This window comes from Streptomyces sp. NPDC047869 (genome assembly GCF_040704065.1).
Classification (GTDB): Bacteria; Actinomycetota; Actinomycetes; order Streptomycetales; family Streptomycetaceae; genus Streptomyces.
Genome location: NZ_JBEYRK010000012.1, coordinates 110,091 through 126,248 on the forward strand (window position 1 = coordinate 110,091; position 16,158 = coordinate 126,248).

Annotated in this window: 13 protein-coding genes, 5 pseudogenes and 1 riboswitch; of the genes and pseudogenes, 9 read left to right on the forward strand and 9 right to left on the reverse strand. The window is 68.2% G+C overall.

Annotated features, from left to right (window positions below):
- Window positions 1-14: 14 nt before the first annotated feature.
- The gene (locus tag AB0924_RS17850; RefSeq protein ID WP_366911890.1) at window positions 15-1,100 is read right to left on the reverse strand and encodes a thiamine ABC transporter substrate-binding protein; all 1,086 of its coding nucleotides are present in this window, start codon (window positions 1,098-1,100) and stop codon (window positions 15-17) included.
- A gap of 80 nt (window positions 1,101-1,180) precedes the next feature.
- Window positions 1,181-1,288, reverse strand: a riboswitch (TPP riboswitch).
- A 23-nt stretch (window positions 1,289-1,311) separates the two neighbouring features.
- Window positions 1,312-2,418 (reverse strand): 23S rRNA (adenine(2503)-C(2))-methyltransferase RlmN, encoded by a 1,107-nt coding sequence (gene rlmN / locus AB0924_RS17855; RefSeq protein WP_358935719.1) that lies wholly within the window; start codon window positions 2,416-2,418, stop codon window positions 1,312-1,314.
- A 192-nt stretch (window positions 2,419-2,610) separates the two neighbouring features.
- Between rlmN and AB0924_RS17860 the strand changes: the two genes are divergently transcribed.
- The 4 genes and pseudogenes from AB0924_RS17860 (at window position 2,611) to AB0924_RS17875 (ending at window position 4,630) form a co-directional block, all read left to right on the forward strand.
- On the forward strand, window positions 2,611-2,964 hold the full coding sequence (locus tag AB0924_RS17860) for a hypothetical protein (RefSeq protein ID WP_358935717.1): 354 nt from the start codon (window positions 2,611-2,613) through the stop codon (window positions 2,962-2,964).
- 114 nt (window positions 2,965-3,078) lie between these two features.
- Window positions 3,079-3,192, forward strand: a pseudogene (locus tag AB0924_RS17865) (transposase); the annotation flags it as partial.
- Window positions 3,193-3,410: 218 nt separating this feature from the next.
- Entirely contained in the window at window positions 3,411-4,337 is a 927-nt protein-coding gene (locus AB0924_RS17870) for a hypothetical protein (RefSeq protein WP_366911891.1), read from the forward strand.
- Between the two features lie 74 nt (window positions 4,338-4,411).
- Entirely contained in the window at window positions 4,412-4,630 is a 219-nt protein-coding gene (locus tag AB0924_RS17875; protein WP_366911892.1) for a hypothetical protein, read from the forward strand.
- A 475-nt stretch (window positions 4,631-5,105) separates the two neighbouring features.
- On the opposite strand, the gene AB0924_RS17880 is transcribed toward AB0924_RS17875, so the two are convergent.
- Entirely contained in the window at window positions 5,106-6,299 is a 1,194-nt protein-coding gene (locus AB0924_RS17880; protein ID WP_358935713.1) for an alcohol dehydrogenase catalytic domain-containing protein, read from the reverse strand.
- An 804-nt stretch (window positions 6,300-7,103) separates the two neighbouring features.
- Here AB0924_RS17880 and AB0924_RS17885 point away from each other — a divergent pair.
- Window positions 7,104-7,438 (forward strand): annotated as a pseudogene (locus tag AB0924_RS17885) (transposase); the annotation flags it as partial.
- 75 nt (window positions 7,439-7,513) lie between these two features.
- Here the strand turns inward: AB0924_RS17885 and AB0924_RS17890 are convergent.
- Window positions 7,514-8,296, reverse strand: a complete 783-nt coding sequence (locus tag AB0924_RS17890) for a hypothetical protein (RefSeq protein WP_366911893.1) — start codon at window positions 8,294-8,296, stop codon at window positions 7,514-7,516.
- Window positions 8,297-8,414: 118 nt separating this feature from the next.
- On the opposite strand from AB0924_RS17890, the pseudogene AB0924_RS17895 reads away from it, so the two are divergent.
- A pseudogene (locus tag AB0924_RS17895) lies at window positions 8,415-8,627 on the forward strand (hypothetical protein); the annotation flags it as partial.
- Between the two features lie 28 nt (window positions 8,628-8,655).
- On the opposite strand, the pseudogene AB0924_RS17900 reads toward AB0924_RS17895, so the two are convergent.
- A pseudogene (locus tag AB0924_RS17900) lies at window positions 8,656-8,862 on the reverse strand (hypothetical protein); the annotation flags it as partial.
- 45 nt (window positions 8,863-8,907) lie between these two features.
- On the opposite strand from AB0924_RS17900, the pseudogene AB0924_RS17905 reads away from it, so the two are divergent.
- Together AB0924_RS17905 and AB0924_RS17910 are read left to right on the forward strand one after the other, a co-directional pair.
- Window positions 8,908-9,852, forward strand: a pseudogene (locus AB0924_RS17905) (site-specific integrase); the annotation flags it as partial.
- A gap of 238 nt (window positions 9,853-10,090) precedes the next feature.
- A complete protein-coding gene (locus AB0924_RS17910; RefSeq protein WP_358936755.1) occupies window positions 10,091-11,026 on the forward strand; it encodes a hypothetical protein in 936 nt (311 codons plus the stop codon).
- A 102-nt stretch (window positions 11,027-11,128) separates the two neighbouring features.
- Here AB0924_RS17910 and AB0924_RS17915 read toward each other — a convergent pair whose 3' ends face one another.
- Complete coding sequence (locus AB0924_RS17915; RefSeq protein ID WP_366911894.1) at window positions 11,129-12,685, reverse strand: LysE family transporter; 1,557 nt, start codon at window positions 12,683-12,685, stop codon at window positions 11,129-11,131.
- Between the two features lie 8 nt (window positions 12,686-12,693).
- On the opposite strand from AB0924_RS17915, the gene AB0924_RS17920 reads away from it, so the two are divergent.
- The gene (locus AB0924_RS17920) at window positions 12,694-13,347 is read left to right on the forward strand and encodes a YceI family protein (RefSeq protein ID WP_358936760.1); all 654 of its coding nucleotides are present in this window, start codon (window positions 12,694-12,696) and stop codon (window positions 13,345-13,347) included.
- A 76-nt stretch (window positions 13,348-13,423) separates the two neighbouring features.
- Here AB0924_RS17920 and AB0924_RS17925 read toward each other — a convergent pair whose 3' ends face one another.
- The 3 genes from AB0924_RS17925 to pyrH form a co-directional block, all read right to left on the reverse strand.
- Entirely contained in the window at window positions 13,424-14,527 is a 1,104-nt protein-coding gene (locus AB0924_RS17925; protein ID WP_358936762.1) for a phosphatidate cytidylyltransferase, read from the reverse strand.
- Window positions 14,527-15,084, reverse strand: a complete 558-nt coding sequence (gene frr / locus AB0924_RS17930) for a ribosome recycling factor (protein ID WP_358936764.1) — start codon at window positions 15,082-15,084, stop codon at window positions 14,527-14,529. Before frr ends, AB0924_RS17925 begins: the two co-directional genes overlap by 1 nt.
- Window positions 15,085-15,267: 183 nt before the next feature.
- Window positions 15,268-16,026 (reverse strand): UMP kinase, encoded by a 759-nt coding sequence (gene pyrH / locus AB0924_RS17935; RefSeq protein ID WP_358936767.1) that lies wholly within the window; start codon window positions 16,024-16,026, stop codon window positions 15,268-15,270.
- Window positions 16,027-16,158: the final 132 nt, after the last annotated feature.

A 16,158-nucleotide genomic window follows, 5' to 3' on the forward strand; every position in this document is an offset into this window, starting at 1 on the left:
GCCCTCGCGGGCCGTCACCTCAGTACGAGCGACGTCCACGACTTGACCCAGCTGTCACGGTTGGCGGCGATGGTGCCGGGGGCCATGGTCTCGGGGTCCTTGGCCTGCGGCCCGTACTTCGCGAAGTCCGGCGGCACCGCCGCGCCCTCGCGCACCGGGTAGACGAACATGTTGAGCGGCATGTCCTCCTGGAACTCCTTGGTGAGCATGAAGTCCAGGAACGCCTTGCCGCCCTTGGTGTTCTTCGCGTTGCTCAGCAGGCCCGCGTACTCGGTCTGCCGGAAGCAGGTGCCCTGGGACACCCCGGTGGGGGCGGTGCTGGGCCGCTTCTTCGCGTAGATGACCTCGGCGGGCGGCGAGGAGGCGTACGACACCACCAGCGGCCGGTCGCCGCCTGCCTTCTTGCCCTCCGACGATCCGGAGAACTCCTGGTAGTAGGCCTGCTCCCAGCCGTCGACGACCTTGACGCCGTTGGCCTTGAGCTTCTTCCAGTAGTCCTGCCAGTCGTCGTTACCGAACTTGGCGGCGCTGCCCAGCAGGAAGCCGAGGCCCGGGGAGGAGGTGGCCGCGTTCTCGGTGACGAGGAGGTTCTTGTACGCGGGCTTGGCCAGGTCGGCGAAGGACTGAGGCGGGGTCAGCTTGTGCTCGCTGAAGTAGGCCTTGTCGTAGTTGACGCAGATGTCGCCGGTGTCGACGGGGGTGACGCGGTGCTTGTCCTGGTCGACGCGGTACTGGGGCAGTACCCGGCCTGAGTCCTTCGGCGCGTAGGACTGGAACAGCCCGTTGTCGAGGGCGCGGGAGAGCAGGGTGTTGTCGACGCCGAAGAAGACGTCGCCCTGCGGGTTGTCCTTGGTCAGCAGCGCCTTGTTGACGGCCTGCCCGGCGTCGCCGCTCTTGAGGACCTTGACCTTGTACCCGGACTTCTTCTCGAAGTCCTTCATGACGCTCTTCGAGACGAGCCAGGAGTCGTGGCTGACGAGGGTCACGGTCCTGGAGTCCGCGGCGGAGCCCTTGGCGTCGCCCGACCCGCACCCGGTCAGCACGGGCAGGGCGACGAGACCGAGCCCGGCGGCCACGGCCACGAGGGTCTTGTTGTGCACTGGATGTCCTCCTGGGGTTGGCCAGGAAGAGACGCGGCCCTGCCCGGGCTCCACGAGGGAGCCCGGGCAGGGCGCAACAGCTTGAGTGGTGACCGAACTTCCTACCCAGAATGACCTGGGCGAGGTTCAGAGGGTCTGCGGCCCGGTTGCCGCACTCTCAGCGCTGTGGCGCTCCCCTGTCGGAATATGCAGATGTGTTGACGTGGCCAGATTATCGCTCGGTCGCCGCGAGCTGACCACAGGCCCCGTCGATCTCCTGCCCCCGGGTGTCCCGGATCGTGACCGGTACACCATGGGCCGCTATGGCCTCCACGAACGCCTTCTCGTCCTCGGGCCGCGAGGCGGTCCACTTGGAGCCCGGCGTCGGGTTCAGCGGGATGAGGTTGACGTGCACGGGCTTGCCCCTGAGCAGCCGGCCGAGCCGGTCACCGCGCCAGGCCTGGTCGTTGATGTCCCGGATCAGCGCGTACTCGATGGACAGCCGCCGCCCGGACTTCGCGGAGTACTCGAACCCGGCGTCCAGCACCTCGCGCACCTTCCACCGCGTGTTCACGGGGACGAGGGTGTCGCGCAGTTCGTCGTCGGGCGCGTGCAGGGAGATCGCGAGCCGGCACTTGAAGCCCTCGTCGGAGAACCGGTGGATGGCCGGAACCAGCCCGACCGTCGACACGGTGATGCCACGCTGCGACAGCCCGAGCCCGTCGGGAGCGGGGTCGGTCAGCGCCCGGACGGCACCCACGACCCGCTTGTAGTTGGCGAGCGGCTCACCCATGCCCATGAAGACGATGTTGGACAGCCGCGCGGGCCCGCCCGGCACCTCTCCGTCCCGCAGCGCCCGCATCCCGTCCACGATCTGGTGCACGATCTCCGCGGTGGACAGGTTCCGGTCGAGACCGGCCTGCCCCGTCGCGCAGAACGGGCAGTTCATCCCGCACCCGGCCTGCGAGCTGATGCACATGGTGACCCGGTCCGGGTACCGCATCAGCACGGATTCCACGAGCGTGCCGTCGAACAGCCGCCACAGCGTCTTGCGGGTCGTCCCCTCGTCGGTCGACAGATGCCGCACGACGGTCATCAGCTCGGGCAGCAGCGCTTCCCGCAGTCTGCCGCGCGCGGCGGCGGGGATGTCGGTCCACTCCGCCGGGTCGTGCGCGTACCGCGCGAAGTAGTGCTGCGACAGCTGCTTGGCACGGAACGGCTTCTCACCGATCTCGGCCACGGCGTCCTTGCGCTCGGCGGGCGTGAGATCGGCGAGATGCCGCGGCGGCTTCTTGGCTCCGCGGGGGGCGACGAAAGTGAGTTCTCCGGGCTTGGGCATGGTGGTACCAGTGTCGCAGATCCAATCGGGTGACCTGCGGCTGCCGCTCACTACTACTGTCACTAGTAGGCGTCAGTGGTCGCTCTGGAGCGGCGTCGGACGGCCCAGAGACGGCCCAGCCGACGGGGCTGCACGTCCCCGGCTGAGCTGCCACTGTCATCGTTCCGATCCCTCACGCGAAGCAGACCGTCCATGGCGATACGTCGCCGCCACGATGGCATCGAAGTGATCACTCAGGCGGGAGCGGATCTGGGACCCCTCCGCGTCGGGCCCGTGGTGACCTTGGCCGCTCCTTACCAACGCGACCCACAGAGTGGCTTCACCCTTTGCCTCAAGGGGCACACGGCCAATGAGACCCACGGAGGTACCGAGATGAACGCCGGAGAACGGGCCAAGGCAAAGGCCGAACAGATCGTCGGAAAGACCGTGCGGACGGCAGCCCACGCGATGCACAAGGAAACGCTCGCGGCGAAAGGCGCCGCTCTCGAAGCACGAGGCAAGATGCGGGGCACGAAGGAGCAGACCAAGGGCTCCTTTAAGCCTTGAGCGCGCTGCCGCAGGCTTTTAGGGCCTGTCCGGCGGATCATGTGACCGTCTCGTCTTCAGGTCGTTGGCATGAGCATGGGACGGGGAGATTTAACGCATGCGGAGTAGGCCCGGCTGAAGCCGTACCTACCGAAGCCCGGGAAGCAGGGCGGCCGTTGGGCCAGTCACCGCAGGGTCACCATCGGGATTCTGCACCGGCTGCGCACCGGGGTGCCATGGCGGGATCTAGCCGCCCGGCATGATCCGCCGGACAGACCGTAAACGCGTCCCAGGAACGGCTGAAGACCCAGGGATAGGGCAACAACCTCTTGCCTGGGCCTTCGGCGTTCAGAGCGGGCGGCAGGAATCGAACCCGCGTAGCCAGTTTGGAAGATTCAGTATCTCAAGCCTGCGCAATTCGTGCACGAAACAGGACATAGACCTCCGTCGTCGAATGAGCAGCAGTTATGGGCGGTGGCGTTATATCGGGGAAATTCTGGGCACTGGTGAGCGCCGGGGCAGCCGACGAGAAGGGTCCGGTCATGCGGGAGCCGTCGCAGAACGTTACGGTCGTGGCTCTCCTGGCGGATCCGGACGCGCCCACGGAGATCGCGCAGCATATGGCACGGGTACTTCCTGCTCGGCTCGCCAAAAAGTCGGGGCAAGGGCGGCGGTTCGAGGCGGAGGTGGTCAGTGAGCCCTTCACCGCAGGGACCGAGGACCTGTCCACACTAGCGCGCCGGATCATGGACCGCAGGCGAGATGAGAACTGGGACATCGTCGTGGCCCTCACCGATCTTCCGCTGCACACACACGGGCGCAAGCTCGTCGTGGAGCTGAGTCATGAACACGGCTGGGCGCTGCTGTCCCTTCCTCCGCTGGGGGGCCTGCGTCTTCAGACAAGAGCCCTGCGGGCGGTAGAAGAAACCGTGCTCAGCTTGGCGAGTCAGCAAGCCACTGGCGCTGAGGAACCTCCGCAGCGTCAGCCGCTGGGACGCTTCGTCAGTCGTCTCGCGCCCATTCACCCGGGCCCGATCGGTGAGGACGAGACCGCTGATCTGCGATACGTCGTCAGCGGGCCGCGCGGTTACCTGAGGGTGCTCGGCGGTATGGTCCGAGCCAACCAGCCGTGGCGGTTGGTGCCGGGTCTGTCGAAAGCCCTTGCGGCCGCACTCGCCACGGGAGCCATCGCCACCCGGGTGCGCGTGCCCGCATCGCCGCTCTCCGCTGGCCGGCGTGCCGGTGGTACGGGCTGCACACGGCGGCACGTCAGCCAGTCGTCTAGAGCTGGCGGTGGTCCGTTGCGGTCGCGGCGGTTGCTGTACTTCGTTGCTGTACAGATCCCTTGGAGAGCGGCGTCTCTGCGCCGCGGTCGGTGCGGATGGTCCCCGTGAGCCCCCGCTGGGCCCAACCTAGCTGACGCGCAGCGGATCTTGCGCACCGCCCGAGTGCTCGATACAACCGCCTTGTGACAAGCAACTCCGAGCCGAAGGCACGGCGGACCAAGGACCAGGCGGGAGCCCTCCTGGCCGCCACAACCGCCTTTCTCTTCATTTCCGACCCCGCCCATGAAGCGGCGAACCACCTGCACTACGAGTACGCCCACGTGGGTGCCGCTCTCGTCAGCTTGGCGCTTGCACTCCTCGCGTACTGGGTGGGGCTGCGCGCAATGAGAAAGCTTCCCTGACGGTTCTCGGTCGGTTCCGCGGAGCTGGACGCGTCCTCGCTCAGATGCCGAAGAACCCGAAGGGGTGTTGCCGTGTGCCTCTCGATGTCGAAGTACGGGCGCGACGGTCACTGAAGTCATGCACGCTGGAGTGTTTTGCCTCCAACACATAAGTCGGGAGAGGCGCCGAAGGAGAACAAGGAAGCGCTCTGACCTGGTGACTTCGCTGCGGCGCCTAGTGCCGCATCAGGCTGCCCTCAGTCCAGCCCCTTGCCGGGGCCGCTAGGGAAGCTGGCCCGGACAAGGCAATGGATCCTGGAGCACCTCAGAGGAACAAGTTCTGAAACCGCAGGCCGGTGATCTGCGGCTCCGTCATTGGTCAACCTTCTGACCAGCGGCGGAGCAGTCGACGTTTGTCAGCGTTGGTTGTCGCTGAGCAGCCCCGCACGGCCCGCAGCCTCCCCGAACGGGGACTGCGGGTCGGGGAGGGCGGGCCTCAGGCGGGAATGAGGCCGTGGGGGTTGATGATGAACTTCTCGGCCACTCCCGTGTCGAAGGTCGCGTAGGCCTCGGGGGCGTCGTCGAGGCTGATCACCTTCGTGTTGAGCATGGCGCTCAAGTAGGGCATGCGGTCCCACAGGATCGCCATCATCAGCTCGCGGTTGTAGTGCATGATCGGTGCCTGCCCGGCGGCGATCCGCGGCGACTTGATCCAGGCCTTGCCGAAGTCGATCGGGTACGTTCCCTCTTGCTCGGCCTTCGACTTCGCGAGCGGGTCGGGGCCGTATACGCCGATGACTCCGGTGGCTCCGCCCGCGCGGGTGGCGTCGATCACCTGGTTGATGGCGTAGGCCGGGTCCATGTCCTCGGCCTCGCGGCCGATGCCGTGTGCCTCGGTGCCGACGTAGTCGACTGCGCAGTCGACCATGGGTTCGCCCAGGATGGCCTCGATCTGGTCGGTGAGCGCTGCGTCCTGGCTCAGGTCGATCGTCTCGCAGCCGTTCTTCTTCACCAGCTCCAGGCGGTCCTTGTTGTGGTCGCCGACGATGATGCAGGACGCCCCGAGGAGGCGCGCCGCTGCTGCGCCGCAGCGGCCGACCGGGCCGGCGCCGGCGATGTACACGGTCGAGCCCGGCTTGGCACCGGCCTCCATGAGACCGTGGAACGCGGTGGGCAGGATGTCCGAGAGCAGCGCCAGGTCACGGATCTTCGCCATGGCCTGGTCCCTGTCCGGGAAGCGCAGGAGCTGGAAGTCGGCGTACGGGACGAACAGGTACTCGGCCTGGCCGCCGGTCCAGTCGCCCAGGTTGAAGCCGTACGCTCCGCAGGCCACCTTGGGGTTCGTGGTCTCGCAGACGTCGGTCCGGCGCGCCCTGCAGTTGCGGCATCGGCCGCAGGCGACGTTGAACGGGACGGAGACGAGGTCGCCCTCACTGAGGAACTCGACGTCGGGGCCGACCTCGATGACCTCCCCGGTCATCTCGTGCCCCATCACCATGCCCTGGGGCACCGGGAAGGACCCGCGGTAGATGTGCAGGTCGCTACCGCAGATGTTGGTGGCGACGAGTCTGAGGATGACGCCATGCGGGGCCTTTTTCCCGTTCGGCATCTCAAGCTTCGGGAAGTCGAGGGACTCGACGCGCATGTCTCTCGGGTTGTGGAAGACGACGGCGCGGTTGCTGCTTGCCATGACGATCTCCTCTGCTGATCCAGGGCGACTCGGCCGTGGATGTGCCTGCGGTCATTTCGGTGGCTTTGCGACCTCGGCTTTCCCAAACGTAGGGCTGCCACCCAACGTATGCACGCCGGGCTGTCACCCAACGTATGCACGCCGGAATCGGACCCTCTATGCCCGCGTGCCATCGCACTAACGCTGCGTGCCACGCTCCCGGCCAAGCACGTCATCTCCATCCGGGCAGGTCCGCGCGTTGTTAGCTTTGAGGGATGACCGACGCAGCAGCGCCCGCTCCCCAGGAGCCCTCGCCCGTTCCAGGCCGACGTCCGGGTGACGGGCGCTCGCGAGCGGACCTGATGCCTTTGGCAAGATCTGCAATGGCTTCAGAAGCGACGCGTTACGAACCATCCAACCTCAGCCACCACACACCCCAGCTCCTGTCCCCTCCCCCGTCGACCCACACACCGTGGAGCGGGCGTGGTTCAGGGCGTCAAGGTGGAGCGCGCCATTGCACGAACGACCTTGACGCCCTGGGCCGCGTCTGCTCGGCTCTGCCTGGGTCGACTGCGGACGGGATGGGAGTTCTCCGCGCACGCCACTACGGTCCCGCAGTCGGGAACGGCGCCCCCCATCCCGGTGCCGACCGATCCCCCGCCGGAGACACCGCTTTGACCGCGGCCTGCCCTATGCGGTGATCGACTCATGACCATCGGCCCTATCCACCTGTGGGCGCCCGGAGGCGCAGCCGGGGCGGAGCGGGCCGGAGGCAGGAGCGTCTGCACCGCGCCGACCGAGGAGGCCGCCCTGGAGCGGTTCCCCGAGTTCGCCGACGCCTGGGGCCGGAAGTATCCAGCGATCGTGCGGCTCTGGGAGAACGCGTGGGAGGAGTTCACCCCGTTCCTCCGCTTCGACACCGAGATCCGACGCATCGTCTGCACGACCAACAATCGAGTCCGTCAACGCGCGGATCCGGCGGGCGGTCAAGGCCCGCGGACACTTTCCCAACGAGCAGGCCGCGTTGATGCGTCTACATGGCGATCATGTCGCTCGACCCCACCGGCAAGGGCCAAGCTCGCTGGACCATGCGCTGGAAGACCGCACTGAACGCCTTCGACATCAACTTCGACGGCCGCCTCTCCGCGGCCCGCCAGTAGCTCCAACCACCCTGGTCATACCGCTCGTTTGACAGACCCAACGGGAGAGCGTCGCGGATCGTCGCGGGCGACGGATCACTCGAGGAGGTCCTCGACCGAGGGATACTTCACTCCTCGGCGGCGGGAGATCCAGTAGGTGCGCTCCCGGGCAACCGGCTCTACGGTGAGGATATTCCACTGAGGCACCACGGAGTCGGCAGTGAGACGCCACTGGTCCTCCGTCTCGGGGACCGGTTCGATCGGGCAGCCGGTCATCACCAACTCCCATCGGTCGGTGATCCCTTCATCGCGCCGGTCGGTGGCGCTCACGACACCGGCTATTCGATGCGGTAGGGGACGGCCTTGTTCGCGGGCGGCCCAGTTGTCGGCACACTGTCGCAACGTCAGTGTGCCCTGGAGGTGGAAGCGGTAAGGCTCTCTAGCGGGCATCAGGAAGTCCTCGATCGGCTGGCCAGGGTGCCATGCCGGGTCCGCCAATTCGGTTACCGGACGGATGTCGCCGCTGATTGATACCTCGACATCCCGCGTTCCCCGGTTGGCGAGGTCAACCGGCAGCGTCCAAACGAGAGTTTGCTCCTCGTCGCCGGGCAGGCTCCAGACCGTGTCGCCTGCCAGATGGGATGTGCTGTCGTTGGCGTCATGCAGCGGGGGCCACGCCGGGGCAAGGACCCTGACGTCTAGGTCCGGTGCTTCTGCGTCCAGCCGCGCCTTGGCTGAATCGATCACGACCGCGTGGGCGCTGGCATTGGCACGACGCGCGAGCCGAGCTTGCCAGGCGACAAGCCCTGTGGCCACAGCTGCTGCTGCGGCTGACGCCACCGATCCCGCTGTCTCGGCTACATCCCACGCTTCGACCATTGCTGTTCCTCCCCGTCGTCCGATGCACCCCTGATTGTGGCAAGGAAGGAGGTGGTGACGGCGCCACGGTTCTGTTCTCACCTAGCCCGCCAAATGAGATGACCTCTTAGGCAGAGGGCTGGTCGGTAACCAGGAGTCGACTGATGAAGCCCTCGCGGCGCAGCCGGTCGTGGTGGCTTTCATCGCGGACCGCGTGGCCTCTGGACGTAGCTACCGCAGGAACGAGCAGACCCAGACCGTCAGCCGTGTGGTGGCTCCGCCAGCGGTCGCTGCCGCGCACGGACTCCCCGAAGGCGCCGAGGTATACGCAAGAGCGCGGCTGGTGAAAGAAGAGCGCGGCATGGCTCCCCTGCTTGTGTTCACGGGAGCCACCAGCCCCACGACGCGGGGGCGTATGCCCCGAGGCGAAGCCGTGCACTACCAAGAGCCCGCACTTGAGCTTGGTGTCCCCGACTCAGCCGTCCTCCCTGCGCCGGGTAGATCAGCAGTCGCTGCAGCGCTCCCACGAGCATGTCGATCACCAAGCGGCCGTCCCCGATGGAGTCGACGTACTCCTCCAGCGTCAGTGTCCTCCGTCCTGCTGATCAGCAAGCCGTATGAGGAGAGGCGGGCAGCGGTTGCGCCTGCACGCGTTCCGGCTGATCGGCTCCCGGCCACTGGATTCGTTCCGCCCGGAGCACATCCGCGGCTTGGTGAGCGCGCTGGAGAACGACCCAGCCGTAAGCGGGGGCTATGCGCGGAACATCTACGGCGACGTGCGAGCCGTGCTCAGTGCGGCCGTTGACGACGGGCTCTTGCCCCGTAAGCCGTGCTCCGCGAAATCCGTCCGCCCGCCGGCCGTCGAGCAGCGACGCGTGGTGCCGTGGCTGCCTGCCGAGGTTCGCGCGGTCCGTGCGGCACTCCCTCAGCCCTACCGGCCCATGGTCGATGTGGGCGCCGGATGCGGGCTCCGTCAGGGTGAGATCCTCGGGCTCGCTGAGGACGCGGTCGACTTCCACGGCGGCACTGTTCGGGTGGTCCGGCAGGTGAAGCTGATTCGGGGCAAGGCCGTGTTTGCTCCTCCGAAATGCAACAACGAGCGGGACGCTCCGTTGCCGCCGTCGGTGGCTGAGGCCCTTCGGGCCCACCTAGACGTCTGCACGCCGGTCGAGATCACGTTGCCCTGGCGTAAGCCGGACGGCCCGAAGGTGTCGGCCCGTCTCCTGTTCACGAACACCGCGAGCGGCCTCGTCTGGCGCAGCAACTTCAACACCCAGGAGTGGAAGCCCGCTCTTGCGGCGGCTGGGTTGATCGCGGAGGCCGGGGCGGACGGTAAGTACGAGGCCGCTCGCGAGCACGGCATGCACGCCTTGCGGCACTTCTACGCCTCGCTGCTGCTGGATGCCGGCGAGAGCTTCAAGGCCGTCAGTGAGTGCCTGGGCCACTCCGACCCTGGGTTGACCCTGCGGGTCTACGCGCACCTGATGCCGTCGAGCCAGGAGCGTACGAGGAAGGCCGTGGATCGGGTGCTTCTGCCGGCCCCGCGCGAGCCTGACGGCCCAGAGACGGCCCCGTGACCAACACCAGGGCCCCCTATCCGCGCCGAACGCGCTGGTGGGGGGCTTATTGCTGCCCGGTCACTGCGAGTTCTCCGGGCTTGGGCATGGTGGTACCAGTGTCGCAGATCCATTTGGGGTGACCTGCGGCCTCGCTCGCCAGGGCAGTCGTGCGGCCGGCGGGCCGCTTCTCGTGTCGCCCTTATCGACCCTACTGGCGTCCGTTACGCTCTCTTCGCCCATAAAGATCCCGATCCCCATGGAAGGCAGGACGGCGGAGATCAATCGAGAGCGCCTCGTCAGGACACTGACGTTCTGGCTGCGGCCCGCGTTCGCGTTGCGGGTCATCAACCGGTTCCAGAAGATCGTGGGTTTCGACCGCTCGATGGCCCTCGCGTCCAGCGCCCTGACAGCGCTGGTCCCGGTCTCCATCCTCCTCGGCGCCGTCTTCGGGCAGTACGACGCCGCTGAGCGGATCATCCAGCGCTACAACCTCACCGGCGCGGGCGCCGATGCGGTCAGGTCACTGTTCTCTCCCGCCGAAGGGACCAGCGCGAGTGTGGGCGTCTTCGGCGTCGCGTTTCTGGCGATCTCGATGCTGAGTTTCACGCGAGCGGCGCAGCGGCTCTTCGAGCAGGCATGGGAACTCAAGCCCCTCAGTGTGCGGAACACGCGCAACGGTCTGTGGTGGATCCTGTCTCTCGGTGGCTACGCGGCGGTCATCACGTTGCTCTCCGCGCTCCTCGGCGGGCACGGGCTGGGCCTGGTCGCCCTGGTGTGTGAGGTACCGGTGACCGCCGTGTTCCTCGTCTGGACCGGCCGGCTCCTGTCGGCGAATCGGATCGGCTGGACGGACCTGATTCCCTTCGCCGTCACCGGCGCCGTCCTGACCGCGGCGTATTCGGTGGGGGCGGCCATCTACATGCCGCATCTCTTCAACTCCTCCGCCGCCCGCTACGGCGTGGTCGGTGCGGTCTTCGCGATGATCTCCGCCCTGTTCACGGTCATGCTCGCCCTGGTCGCCTCGGCGGCACTGGGACGGGAAGTACGCGACGAACTCGGCCGGATCCGCGCGGGTCACCGCCCGTCCGACCGTGAGGTCCGCCGGCAGTGGGACAAGGTCGTCGAGCAGACGCGGTCGCAGTGGCGCACGGTCCGGGGCCAGGTCTCTCATCGTCAGGGCTCGGACCAGTGACGGTCACGCCCGGGCCCGCCGGCCCGCGGCGTTTCCGCGTCATCGGCCACGCCGGGGCGGACCGGGCCTTGGGCAGGAGGCGCGGTCGGGCACCCGCGTGTTTCACGGGGTGTGGCCGAAGCCGCTCGAGTGGATGACGCGGCCGTGACGGCGGTGTCCGTGGCGGTGCAGGGCGACGAGGGCGGCGTCGTCGTTGAGGCGTCCGCGGGTGTGGGCGAGCAGATCGCGGTGGATGTGGTGGAGCAGCGATTCGGGGCCGCTCTTGCTCCACTGGGCGACCCGCGTCTCCAGGGGGTAGAAGCGGCCGTCGCGGTCACGGGCTTCGATGACGCCGTCGGTGTAGAGCAGGAGGGTGTCGCCGGGCTCGAAGGAGGCCGCGTCGATGGCGTACGCCTCCGGCCCGGTTTCCGTGGTCCCCAGGGGTGGTGCGGGGTGTAGGCCGGGGACCGTGAGGGCGCTGTTCGGGCTGAGCAGCAGCGGAGGCGGGTGTCCGCAACTGATCATCCGGATGACGTGCTCGTCGTCGGGGAGTTCCAGCAGCAGCATGGTCGCGAACCGCTCACCGGCCTCCGCGGTCGGCTCGAAGTCGGCCAGGTAACGGGTGACGCTGTGGTCCAGCGTCGTGGCCAGGTCGGGGAGGGTGGCGTGCCGGTGGGCGGCCTCGCGGAAGGCTCCGAGGAGCAGAGCGGCCTCGCCGATCGCGGACAGCCCCTTGCCGCGGACGTCCCCGATCATGAGGCGCACGCCGCCGGCGATGCGGGTGGCCGCGTACAGGTCGCCGCCGATCTTCGCCTCGTCCTCGGCGGCCAGGTACAGGCAGGCGATCTGCAGGGACCCCATGCGCTCCGGCAGCGGCCACAGCAGGCCGTGCTGCGCGGCCTCGGCGACCGACCGCACTTGGGCGAGCTGGCGCTGGCGCCGCTCGCGCACCAGGCAGAAGACCACGCTCAGGGCCGAGAGCACCGTGAGGGCGAGGATCTGGACCAGTACGTTGCGTGAGAAGAGCACGCCGAAGTGCCAGCCGATGTAGGCCTGTGCCGCCACCGCCAGGGTGCCGATCACGCCCGTGAGCCACGCGCCCGTGAACGAGGCGGTGATCGCGGGGGCGATCACGAGCAGCGGGCCGAGATGGACGTCCTCCGGGACCAGCTGGTCGACCGCCGTGATCACCACGATGAGGACGATCGGAATCAGCAGCAACGCGTGATTCGACCGCCGTAGCTGCCACATACCAGCTGAGCTGTCCTCAGCTTTCACATCTTCCACATTGCCACCGTGGAGGACACCCGACGAGCACGCCAGGTACGCGGCGCCGACCAGCTTGACCACCGTGTAGGCGGCGGCGGACGCGGCCATTACCGCAGCCGGCCCGGCCACGGTGAGCACGCCCCAGGTGAGCACGCCGGCGGTGATGCCCCCGACCGTGCGCAGCCCGTCCCGCCAGCCGCATGCCAGGGCCCGTTTCGTGACGACGGCCATGTCCGGGCCGGGAACGACGGTCAGGACAGCGAGGACACCGGCCGCGGCGACTAGTTGTACGAGCCCGCGCCCATCCTCGCACCCGCCCGGTCCACGCCCCTCCCCACCTGTGAAGTTCTGCGGGTGAACGGTCGGGTTTCCTGGTCGGGTCTTGCCGGGCCGGGCACGCTGCCGTAGCAAGGTGCTCCATGAACCTTTTCGGCCGCAGCCCTTTCCAGCGGCGTCTGGAGGCGCCCGCCTCCCCCGCCACGCACAGTGCCTCGGCGCCCGGTGCCACCGCCGTCCTGCCCGATCCCGGTCTGGCGTCCCTCACCGGGGAGTGGGCGATCGACCCCGCGCACAGCAGGATCGGGTTCTCCGTGCGGCACGCGATGGTGACCACGGTGCGCGGTGCCTTCACGGAGTACGAGAGCCGGCTCTACTTCGACGCCGGCGACCCGGCCCGCTCCCGCGCCGACATCGTGATGTACACGGCGAGCGTGGACACCGGGGTGGAGCAGCGCGACGCCCATCTGGTGGGCCGCGAGTTCCTGGACGCGGCGACGTACCCGCGGATGACCTTCACGAGCAACGCCGTGCGGCTCGCCGGCGAGGACGTGTACCGGATGACCGGCGACCTCACCATCAAGAACGTCAGCCGCCCCGTCGACCTGGAGCTCACCTACATCGGCCATGTGACGGACCCGTTCGGCTACGAGCGGGTCGGCTTCGACGGCACCACGACCATCAACCGGTGCGACTGGGGTCTGACCTACGACGCCAGGCTCGCCCAGGGCGGGGCCATGGTGAGCGAGAAGGTCCGCCTCCAGTTCGACATCGCCGCCATCCGCACCGCGTCCTGAGCTCGGCGCCCACAACGACGGGCCCCACCCTGGCCACAGGGTGGGGCCCGTTCTCCGTGCGCTCGCTCCGGGCGGCTCAGGCCGAGCCGACGAACAGCACCAGCAGGAGCCAGACCACCGGCGCCGTCGGCAGCAGCGAGTCCAGCCGGTCCATGATGCCGCCGTGACCGGGGAGCAGGGTGCCCATGTCCTTGATGCCCAGGTCGCGCTTGATCATGGATTCGCCGAGGTCCCCGAGGGTGGCGCTGGCGGCGACGGCGAGACCGAGGAGGAGGCCCTGCCACCAGCGGCCGTCGTCGATGAGGAACTCCATGCACAGCGCGCCCGCGACCATGGCGAACGCCACCGCGCCCAGCAGGCCCTCTCGGGTCTTGCCGGGGCTGATGCGCGGGGCGAGCTTGTTCTTGCCGAAGCGCCAGCCGACGGCGTAGGCGCCGGTGTCGCTGACGACCGTCAGGAGCAGGAAGGTCAGCACCCGCCAGGGGCCGTCGTCGGCGGTGAGCATCATCGCGACGAACGTGGCGAGGAACGGCACGTAGAACGCCGCGAAGACACCGGCGGTGACGTCCTTGAGGTAGCCCTCCGGCGGTTCCGTCATGCGCCAGACCAGGACCGCGAGCGCGGTCAGCGCCATCGCGACCCACGCGCCCTCGGCGCCCCGGACGTACCCGGCGACCACCATCGCCGCACCGCCCACCGCGAGCGGCACCAGCGGCGCGCCGATGTCCTTGCGCTCCCGCAGCCTGCTGGTCAGTTCCCACAGCCCGACGACCACCGCGACCGCGACGACACCCACGAAGACGGCCTTGACGACGAACAGGGACGCGATGATCACCACACCGAGCCCGACCCCGACGCCTATGGCGGCGCTCAGGTCGCGGCCCGCGCTCTTCTTCTGCGGCGCGGGCGCCGGCTGCGGGGCGTCGGGCATGGGCTCCGGATTCTGCGTCTCGTTGCGGAACAAGGGGCCGCTCAGCCGAGCAGCCCCCCGGTCGTCGTCCTGGTCTCCGCCATGCGCGGGTACGTCGGGCACGATGGGCATGGGGCGAGTCTGCTGCGCCTCAGGCGCATCGTACGCGGGCCCCGCCGGGGCAGCCCGGTGGACAGGCCCACCCTCGGTGGGCCCCCAGTAGCCGGTCTGCCCCGCCGTCGGCGGCGCCCCCCAGGAAGAGTGGCTCATCAGACTTCGAGCAGCTCCGCTTCCTTGTGCTTCAGCAGCTCGTCCACCTGAGCGACGTACTTCGAGGTGGTGTCGTCGAGCTCCTTCTCCGCACGGCGGCCCTCGTCCTCACCGACCTCGCCGTCCTTGATCAGCTTGTCGATGGCGTCCTTGGCCTTGCGGCGCACCGAGCGGATCGACACCCGGGCGTCCTCCGCCTTGCCCTTGGCGACCTTGATGTAGTCGCGGCGGCGCTCCTCGGTGAGCTCGGGGAACACCACGCGGATGATGTTGCCGTCGTTGCTCGGGTTGACGCCCAGGTCGGAGTCCCGGATCGCCTGCTCGATGTTGCGCAGCGCGCTCTTGTCGAACGGGGTCACGACAGCCATGCGCGGCTCCGGCACGGAGAACGAAGCCAGCTGGTTGATCGGCGTCGGCGCGCCGTAGTAGTCGGCCACGATCTTGTTGAACATCGCCGGGTGCGCACGGCCGGTGCGGATCGCGGCGAAGTCCTCCTTGGCGACCACGACGGCCTTCTCCATCTTCTCCTCGGCCTCGAGGAGGGTCTCTTCGATCACCACTTGCTCCTGCGTGTCTTGAGTAAGGCCCGGCTGCGGTTCCTCTGTCGGGCGGCGGCCGGCTGCGTCGCGTCTTCTACCTGCACGGTTCCCGACCGGCAGGACATTGTCCATCCCCCGGCCCGGGTGCGTCCCGTCCGTCCCCCGGACAGGTGTCGTACCCCGGGCGCCGAGGTGTGCCGGTCAGTCCCGGCTGCCCTGGTCACCCACCAGTGTGCCGATCTTCTCACCCTTGACGGCCCGGGCGATATTGCCCTCGGCGAGCAGCTCGAACACGACGATCGGCAGGCTGTTGTCGCGGCACAGGGTGACGGCGGTGGCGTCGGCGACCTTGAGGTCCCGGGTGATGACCTCGCCGTAGCCGAGGGCGTCGAACTTGACGGCGTCGGGGTTGGTCTTGGGGTCGGAGTCGTAGACGCCGTCCACGCCGTTCTTGCCCATGAGCAGCGCCTCGGCGTCGATCTCCAGGGCGCGCTGGGCGGCGGTGGTGTCGGTGGAGAAGTACGGCATGCCCATTCCGGCGCCGAAGATGACCACGCGGCCCTTCTCCAGGTGGCGCACGGCGCGCAGCGGGATGTACGGCTCGGCGACCTGGCCCATGGTGATGGCGGTCTGCACCCGGCTGTCGATGCCCTCCTTCTCCAGGAAGTCCTGGAGGGCGAGGCAGTTCATGACGGTGCCGAGCATGCCCATGTAGTCGGAGCGGGCGCGGTCCATGCCGCGCTGCTGGAGTTCGGCGCCGCGGAAGAAGTTGCCGCCGCCGATGACGACCGCGATCTCGGCGCCGTCCCGGACGACGGCCGCGATCTCGCGGGCGATCTTGTGCACCACGTCCGGGTCCACGCCCAGGCCCCCGCCACCGGAGAAGGCCTCTCCGGACAGCTTCAGCAGAAACCGGCCGCGTACTTTGCCGTCGTCGCTCTTCTGGGCCTTGGTGGTCATGGAGATCCCGCCTCTTTCACGTGTTGCACATACGAAGAAGGCCATTGCCGGTTGGGGTCGCTTTTCGCTCCCATGCGCGGCAATGGCCTCCTCGTCAGATCTGCTGCCGTCCGCCACGTGCCCGGGTGTGGC

Excerpts from the sequence above, each read along its gene's own strand:
- AB0924_RS17910 (WP_358936755.1), top strand. The coding sequence starts at position 10,091 with ATGGAAGGCAGGACGGCGGAGATCAATCGAGAGCGCCTCGTCAGGACA.
- rlmN (WP_358935719.1), bottom strand. The coding sequence starts at position 2,418 with ATGCCCAAGCCCGGAGAACTCACTTTCGTCGCCCCCCGCGGAGCCAAG.
- AB0924_RS17925 (WP_358936762.1), bottom strand. The coding sequence starts at position 14,527 with ATGAGCCACTCTTCCTGGGGGGCGCCGCCGACGGCGGGGCAGACCGGC.
- AB0924_RS17880 (WP_358935713.1), bottom strand. The coding sequence starts at position 6,299 with ATGGCAAGCAGCAACCGCGCCGTCGTCTTCCACAACCCGAGAGACATG.
- AB0924_RS17870 (WP_366911891.1), top strand. The coding sequence starts at position 3,411 with ATGGGCGGTGGCGTTATATCGGGGAAATTCTGGGCACTGGTGAGCGCC.
- AB0924_RS17920 (WP_358936760.1), top strand. The coding sequence starts at position 12,694 with ATGAACCTTTTCGGCCGCAGCCCTTTCCAGCGGCGTCTGGAGGCGCCC.
- pyrH (WP_358936767.1), bottom strand. The coding sequence starts at position 16,026 with ATGACCACCAAGGCCCAGAAGAGCGACGACGGCAAAGTACGCGGCCGG.
- AB0924_RS17890 (WP_366911893.1), bottom strand. The coding sequence starts at position 8,296 with ATGGTCGAAGCGTGGGATGTAGCCGAGACAGCGGGATCGGTGGCGTCA.
- AB0924_RS17860 (WP_358935717.1), top strand. The coding sequence starts at position 2,611 with ATGGCGATACGTCGCCGCCACGATGGCATCGAAGTGATCACTCAGGCG.